Here is a 7,303-nt window from a genome sequence, read left to right as displayed (position 1 = left end):
GGGTTAGGGGGTGCTGCTGGCTAGGGCGAAGAGGATGGCCACCCAGACGGCGGCGAGGGTGAAACCCAGCGGGGCGACGTAGCGGCTCATGGCAGGCTCCGACAGTGGCGACGGCGGCCCGGGACGGGGCAGGCCGCGAGGAGTGGATCGGGACGCGCACACACGAAGTCGTGACCGGACTGCTTCCGGTGGCACCCGTGAACCTGACCGGCGTGTCATGCCGGACGGCGGAGCGGGTGCGGGGAGCGGGGCCAGCTCAGGCGGAGTGGTGGGACTCAGCGTGGCTGGCGATCGGCCCGGCCACGACTGGGAGGATCGCTATCTCGCACAGCGATCACCTCCTGCGGTCGGGGTCCGGGGCGACGCGGGCCGCCGTGCGGCCTGCAAACGCGGATCATCGTACACCCGGCTCGGTTGTCCGGCGTACCGGGCCGACCGTGGCTGGTGTCCACGGTCGACGGTGCACCAGGATCGCCAGCACGGACACCAGCACCGGCAGCCAGCCGATCCGGGCCAGCAGCCAGACCGGGCCGTCGGGGGCGGTGTGCAGGCCCGGCAGGGCGGTTCCGGCGTGTGCCGCGAGCAGGGCCACCCCGACCAGCACCGGCTGGTGCCAGAGGTAGATGCGTACCGCGTGCCGGTTGACCTCGTCGATCACCCGTCGGAACGACGGGCGGCGGCACAGTCCCTCCAGCGCGGGCCGGGCCGACAGGGCGAGCCCCACCTGGCCGACCGCGAGCGCCACCGCGAACAGGGTCGGCGGGTTCAGATTGGACCGGCCGTCGCCAGGCACCCCGACCGCGCTGACCGGGTAGCCGAGCGCGAGCACGGCGACGAGCCCGGCCGTGGCGACGCCGAGCAGCCACCGCGCGGCCCGCCGCCCGTTCAGCCGGCCGTCGGCGTGGGTCAGGCCGAGCAGGTACGGCACGGCCCAGGCGGCCACCACGGTCACCGGTGGTATCCAGGTGTCGGTGGGCAGCAGCCGGCCGGCGAGGTCGGCCCCGGCCACCACGGCCGCCGCGGCGACCGCGCACCGGGACAGGCCCCAGCGGCGTACGGCGCTGCGGAGGGGACCGGTGAGCAGCACCAGGGCGAGCAGTGGGGCCAGGAACCACAGTGGACTGATCGCCAGCGTCAGCGCCACCGACAGGGTGTCGTCCGGCATGCCCGCCAGGGTGGCGACGAGGAGCACCGCCGCGCTGGTGCCGAGCAGCGCCACCGCCGGCAGGACCAGGCGACGCAGCCGGCGGGTGAGCCAACCCGGTCCCGGCTGGCGGCTGCGCGAGCGGGCCGAGGCGTAGCCGGCGGTGAAGAAGAACAATCCGAGTGTCTGGAAGACCCAGCTGGCCGGGGCCAGGGCCGGCATGGCGGTGAGCGGGCTGGCCTGGCTGAGGGAGCCGTCGGCGTCCAGCACCAGGCCGGTGACCAGCCAGTGGCCCAGCACCACCCCAGCGACCGCGTACGCCCGCAGCGCGTCGACGGCCGGGTCGCGGTGCGTCCGCCCACCGTCCACCACTGTCATCGCCCGGCTCCCGCCAGCGTGCTGGTGCCATGCAGCACGACGTCGGCGAGCGCGTCGAGCGTCGGCCCGCCGGGCAGCAGGTAACCGTCGTGCCCGGTCGTCGCGGCCGGCAGTGCCCGTGCGCCGAACGACGGGTCCCCCGGGCGGACGCCGTGCCCGATGCCGGGTAGCCGTACCTGCGGCAGGTGGCGGATCCAGTCGTCGGCCGCCTCGGCCGCCCAGATCCGGATCCCGCCGAGCTGGTCGGCGCGGTCCACCCCGGCGCCGACACCACCGAGGCTCACCAGGTCCGTCACCTGAGTCGGGGCGTCGACGGCGGCCAGCCCGGCGACGAGCGCGCCGTAGCTGTGCCCGATCACCGTGACCCGGGCGGCGGGTCGCTGCGCGGCGAGCGTGCGCAACTGCTCGACCAGCGCCACCGCGCCCCGGCGGGCGCTGGTCGGGGTGGCCGCCGCCACCACCCCGTCGGGCGGGTCGTACCCGAGCCAGGCCAGCACCGCGACCGGGGTCTGCGGATCGGCCGCGCGTAGCGCCGCGTACAGGTCCCGGGCCTGCCGGGCGAGGGCGCGCCGGGGGACTCCGCCCAGCCCGCTGTCGAAGTCGGGCAGCCGGGTGCCCACCCCGGGGACGAGCACCGCGATCCGGTCCGCGGTGGCCAGGTCGCCGACGACCTCGACCGCGCGGCCGTCGCCGTGCGGGTCGAAGGCCAGGAAGCGCCGTCCCTCGGTGACCCAGCCGGCGTACGGCGATCCGGCCGTGCGCATCGCCGCCGCCGTCGCCGGGTACGCCTCGACGAACCCGGTCGGCAACTCGCCCGCCGTCGCCGCCGGTGGTGCCAGCAGCCCCGCCCCGAGCGCCGTCGCGAGCCCCCACCGGAGAACGTTCCTGCGCACCATGCCGCGCCCCTTTCCCGTTGTCGTGGAGCGACAGCGTGCGCCGGTGGCCGGGTGGTGGACATCAACCCGGGGAGGCGTCTTGTCGACCGTGCCCGCTACCCGGGGACTACTCTCCGGCGGCCACCAGACCGGTCTCGTAGGCGAGCACCACCGCCTGCGCCCGGTCCCGCAGCTGGAGCTTTGCCAGAATCCGACCCACGTGGGTCTTCACGGTCTGCTCGGCGACGACCAGGTCGGCGGCGATCTCGGAGTTGGAGCGGCCCCGGGCGATCAGTCGCAGCACGTCGGTCTCCCGGGGGGTGAGCGCGGCGAGACGTGCCGGGTGGGACTGTCGCCGCTGCGGTCGGGCGGCGAACTCGGCGATCAGCCGGCGGGTGACGGTCGGGGCGAGCAGCGCGTCACCGGCGGCGACCACCCGCACCGCGTGCACCAGGTCGGCGGCGGGGGCGTCCTTGAGCAGGAAGCCGCTGGCCCCGGCACGCAGCGCCTCGTAGACGTAGTCGTCCAGGTCGAAGGTGGTGAGGATGAGCACCCGGGGCCGGTCGGCCGGCCGGTCACCGAGCAGCTTGCGGGTCGCGGCCAGGCCGTCGAGCACCGGCATCCGGACGTCCATCAGCACCACGTCCGGGTCGAGCCGGCGGGCCTCGGTGACGGCCTGCGCTCCGTCGGCGGCGTCGCCCACCACGAGCAGGTCCGGCTGGGCGGCCAGCAGGGCGCCGAAGCCCTGCCGGACCATCGCCTGGTCATCGGCGATCAACACGCGGATCATGCGCCGGTGTCCTCCCGGTCGTCGGGCAGCAGCACGTCCACCAGGTAGCCGCCGTCGGCGGTCGGATGGGCGATGAAGCTGCCGCCCAGCGAGACGGCCCGCTCCCGCATTCCGGGTAGTCCCTGGCCGCCGCCACGGGCGTCCGGTCCGGCCGGTACGCCACCGCTGCCGTTGGCCACCCGTACCGCCAGCCCTCGCTCATTGTCACGCACCGTGACGCGCACCTCGGCGCCGGCCGCGTGCCGCGCCGCGTTCGCCAGCCCTTCCTGCACGATCCGGTACGCGGCCAGCCCGACCGGTGCCGACGATTCGGCGGTGACGTCGCTGTCCAGGGTCACCGTCATGCCGGCCCGGTGGGCGGCGGCCACCAGCTCCGGTAGGTCCGCCAGGCTGGGCTGCGGCGCGGTCTGCGGATCCTCCACCTCGCTGCGCAGCACGCCCAGCAGCCGGCGCATGTCGGTGAGCGCGGATCGCGCGGAGTCGGCGATGGCGGCGAACTCGACCCGCACCGGCTCCGGTACGTCGGTGAGCCGGTAGGGCGCGGTCTCCGCCTGCACGGCGATCATCGACATGTGGTGGGCGACCACGTCGTGCAGTTCCCGGGCGATGCGGGTGCGTTCCTCCAGCACCGCGCGACGGGCCTGCTCCAGTTCGCTCACCTCGGACTGCTCGGCCAGTGCCCGCCGGGTGCGCAGGTTGTGCCCCACCAGGTCGCCGATGACGAGCAGCACCACGAAGAGCAGGCTGATGCCGCCCTGGTTGTGCGACGGCACGAACATCCAGACCGGTACCAGGCTGAGCAGGCCGATCCAGCCGAGCACGAGCCGATCGACCCGGGCCGCCACCAGGAACAACACGGCGAGGCTGACCAGGAGCTGGATCGGGCTCCACGGCAGGTCGTCCGCCGGTGACCTGTTGAAGGTGCCGAAGAGCAGCCCGACGAGCGTGATCCGCCAGGCCCAGAGCGGCCGGGTCAGCAGCATCGGCAGGGGAGCGACGGCGAGCGCGGCGAGCAGCAACGCGACGGCCCCGGGCAGCTTGCGGGTGTCGGTCAGGTACTCCTCACCGATGAGCGTCAGCCCGATCAGGGCGAGCAGCCCGACGGCCCGGAGGACGGGGAGCACCCAGGGCTGGCGGCGGAGCCGGTGCAGCGGTAGCCGCAACGGCGGATAGTCCGGGCCGGCGACGGTACGGCGCAGCGCCGCCAGGGCAGCCCGGACGCGAGTGCGATCCATTGTCGGCACAGTAGTTCGACGCGCCGGGCCGGGTCGTGCACCCAGCGGGTGATCCATGGCGTCATACCTTGGTACGACGTGGCCCGGGTTAGGGATTACCGTGCGGTAACGCCTAGTCTCCAACCCGCAGCGATCTTTGGAGGGGACGCACCGTGTCGCGAACTGTGCTGGTTACCGGCGGCAACCGGGGGATCGGTCTGGCCATCGCCCAGGCCTTCGCCAAGCAGGGCGACCGGGTGGCGATCACCCACCGGGGCAGCGGGGCGCCCGAGGGGCTCTTCGGCGTGCGGTGCGACATCACCGACGCCGAGTCGGTCGACGCGGCCTTCACCGCCGTGGAGGCGGAGTTCGGCCCGGTCGAGGTGCTCGTCGCCAACGCCGGCATCACCGACGACACGCTGCTGCTGCGGATGTCCGAGGAGCAGTTCACCCGGGTGCTGGACACCAACCTGACCGGGGCGTACCGCTGCGCCAAGCGGGCCTCCGGCAAGATGTTGCGGGCCAAGTGGGGGCGGATGATCTTCGTCTCCTCGGTGGTCGGCCTCTCCGGCGGGGCCGGGCAGGTCAACTACGCGGCCAGCAAGGCCGGCCTGGTCGGCGTGGCCCGTTCGATCACCCGGGAGCTGGGCAGCCGCAACATCACCGCGAACGTGGTGGCGCCCGGTTTCATCGAGACCGACATGACCGCCGTGCTGCCCGACGAGCGCAAGGCCGAGATCCTCAAGTCGATCCCGGCGGGCCGGATGGCCAGCCCGGACGAGGTCGCCGCGGTGGTCACCTGGCTCGCCGCCGACAGCGCCGGCTACGTCTGCGGCGCGGTCATCCCGGTCGACGGCGGCCTCGGCATGGGCCACTGAAGCTGGCCGTATCTGGGCGGCCACCGCAACCTGAGCGGGCCAACGAACCTGAGCAGCCAATGAACCTGAGTACGGAGGAATGAGCGTAATGTCCGGACTGCTGGCCGGTAAGCGGCTGCTCGTGACCGGCGTCATCACCGACGCCTCCATCGCCTTCTCGGTGGCGAAGATCGCCCAGGAGAACGGCGCTCAGGTCGTGCTCACCGGTTACGGGCGGCTCTCGCTCGTGGAGCGGATCGCCAAGCGGCTGCCCGAGCCCGCCCCGGTCATCGAGCTGGACGTGACGAACGCCGAGCACCTGGCCGGGCTGGCCGACAAGGTACGCGAGCACGTCGACGGCCTCGACGGGGTGGTGCACTCGATCGGGTTCGCCCCGCAGAGCTGCCTCGGCGGCGGCTTCCTCGACGCCTCCTGGGAAGACGTGGCGACCGCGCTGCACGTCTCGACGTACTCGTACAAGTCGCTGGCCGTGGCGGCGCTGCCGCTGATGTCGCCGGGCGGCGCGGTGGTCGGGCTGACCTTCGACGCCACCAAGGCGTGGCCGGTCTACGACTGGATGGGCGTGGCCAAGGCCGGCCTGGAGTCCGCCTCCCGCTACCTCGCCCTGCACCTGGGCAAGCAGGGCATCCGCAGCAACCTCGTCTCCGCCGGCCCGCTGCGGACCATGGCCGCCAAGTCGATCCCCGGCTTCGAGCAGTTCGAGGACGCCTGGACCGAGCGGGCCCCGCTCGGCTGGGACCTCACCGACCAGGAGCCGGCCGCCCGGGCCTGCCTGGCGCTACTGTCGGACTGGTTCCCGGCCACCACCGGCGAGATCGTCCACGTAGACGGCGGCTACCACGCCCTCGGCGCCTGAGGTGAAAGGAGGGGCCCCCTCTTAACGCCTCGTGTATAGGAGGGGCCCCCTATTAACACCCGGGACCCGGGGGCGTTGCCGGACCGCCGCCGGCCACCGGCAAGAATGGGACCATGGCGTACGACGCGGTGGTGCTGCTCTCCTTCGGTGGCCCGGAGGGGCCTGATGATGTGCTGCCCTTCCTGCAGAACGTGACCCGGGGGCGGGGTGTCCCGCCGCAGCGGCTGGCCGAGGTCGCCGAGCACTACCAGCACTTCGGCGGCGTGTCGCCGATCAACCAGCAGTGCCGGGAACTGCTCGGCGCGATCCGCGCCGACTTCACCGAGCACGGCCTCGACCTGCCGGTGTACTGGGGCAACCGGAACTGGAAGCCGATGCTTGCCGACACCGTGGCGCAGATGCGTGACGACGGCGTACGGCGGGCACTGGCCTTCGTCACCAGCGCCTACGGGGGCTACTCCTCCTGCCGGCAGTACCAGGAGGACATCACCGCCGCCCGGGCTGCGGTGGGCCCGGACGCGCCGGTGATCGAGAAGCTGCGCCAGTTCTGGGACCATCCCGGATTCGTCGAGCCGCACGCCGACGCGGTACGCGCGGCACTGGCCCAGCTCGATCCGGCCCGGCGGGACAGCACCCGGCTGGTCTTCACCGCGCACTCCGTACCCGTCTCGATGGCCGACAGCGCCGGACCGCACGGCGGCCGGTACACCGCCCAGCTCGCCGAGACGGCCCGGCTGGTGCACGCGGCGGCCGCGCCGGACCTGCCGTACGACCTGGTCTGGCAGAGCCGTTCCGGCCCGCCGCACGTACCGTGGCTGGAGCCCGACATCAACGACCACCTGGCGGCCCTCGCCGACCAGGGCGTCACCGGGGTGGTGGTGAGCCCGATCGGCTTCGTCTCCGACCACCTGGAGGTGATCTGGGACCTGGACACCGAGGCGCTGGAGACGGCCAAGCAGCTCGGCCTCGACTTCGCCCGCGCCGGTACGCCGGGCACCGATCCCCGTTTCGTGACAATGGTCCGGGAACTGGTCCGGGAACGGATCGACCCCGACGGCGTGGACCTGCGCCGTCGTCTCGGCGAGCTGCCGATCTGGGACACCTGTCCCACGGTCTGCTGCGTCTCGCCCCGCCGTCCGTCCTGACCGCCCCGCCGTCCGTCCTGACC

The 7,303-nt window shown here is 73.3% G+C and carries 7 protein-coding genes; 3 read left to right on the top strand and 4 right to left on the bottom strand.

Annotation, left to right across the window (positions count from 1 at the left end; translation table 11 throughout):
• Positions 1–394: 394 nt before the first annotated feature.
• From C1I93_RS26405 to C1I93_RS26390, 4 genes are all read right to left on the bottom strand, one after another.
• The gene (locus tag C1I93_RS26405) at positions 395–1,522 is read right to left on the bottom strand and encodes an acyltransferase family protein (protein WP_111245988.1); all 1,128 of its coding nucleotides are present in this window, start codon (positions 1,520–1,522) and stop codon (positions 395–397) included.
• Complete coding sequence (locus C1I93_RS26400; RefSeq protein WP_111245987.1) at positions 1,519–2,418, bottom strand: alpha/beta hydrolase; 900 nt, start codon at positions 2,416–2,418, stop codon at positions 1,519–1,521. Before C1I93_RS26400 ends, C1I93_RS26405 begins: the two co-directional genes overlap by 4 nt.
• A gap of 106 nt (positions 2,419–2,524) precedes the next feature.
• On the bottom strand, positions 2,525–3,187 hold the full coding sequence (locus C1I93_RS26395) for a response regulator (RefSeq protein WP_111245986.1): 663 nt from the start codon (positions 3,185–3,187) through the stop codon (positions 2,525–2,527).
• Positions 3,184–4,422 (bottom strand): sensor histidine kinase, encoded by a 1,239-nt coding sequence (locus C1I93_RS26390; protein ID WP_111245985.1) that lies wholly within the window; start codon positions 4,420–4,422, stop codon positions 3,184–3,186. The genes C1I93_RS26395 and C1I93_RS26390 overlap by 4 nt, the downstream gene beginning before the upstream one ends.
• A gap of 152 nt (positions 4,423–4,574) precedes the next feature.
• Here C1I93_RS26390 and C1I93_RS26385 point away from each other — a divergent pair, with 152 nt between their 5' ends.
• From C1I93_RS26385 to C1I93_RS26375, 3 genes are all read left to right on the top strand, one after another.
• Positions 4,575–5,279 carry a beta-ketoacyl-ACP reductase gene (locus C1I93_RS26385; RefSeq protein WP_111245984.1) on the top strand — a complete coding sequence of 235 codons (705 nt, stop codon included), beginning with the start codon at positions 4,575–4,577 and terminating at the stop codon, positions 5,277–5,279.
• Between the two features lie 88 nt (positions 5,280–5,367).
• Complete coding sequence (gene fabI, locus C1I93_RS26380) at positions 5,368–6,135, top strand: enoyl-ACP reductase FabI (protein ID WP_111245983.1); 768 nt, start codon at positions 5,368–5,370, stop codon at positions 6,133–6,135.
• Between the two features lie 113 nt (positions 6,136–6,248).
• The gene (locus C1I93_RS26375; protein ID WP_111245982.1) at positions 6,249–7,280 is read left to right on the top strand and encodes a ferrochelatase; all 1,032 of its coding nucleotides are present in this window, start codon (positions 6,249–6,251) and stop codon (positions 7,278–7,280) included.
• Positions 7,281–7,303 lie beyond the last annotated feature (23 nt).

The organism is Micromonospora endophytica, assembly GCF_003236305.1.
Classification (GTDB): domain Bacteria; phylum Actinomycetota; class Actinomycetes; order Mycobacteriales; family Micromonosporaceae; genus Micromonospora; species Micromonospora endophytica.
The sequence above is the reverse complement of the archived record's forward strand: the minus strand, read 5'-3'. Positions and strand labels throughout refer to the sequence as shown.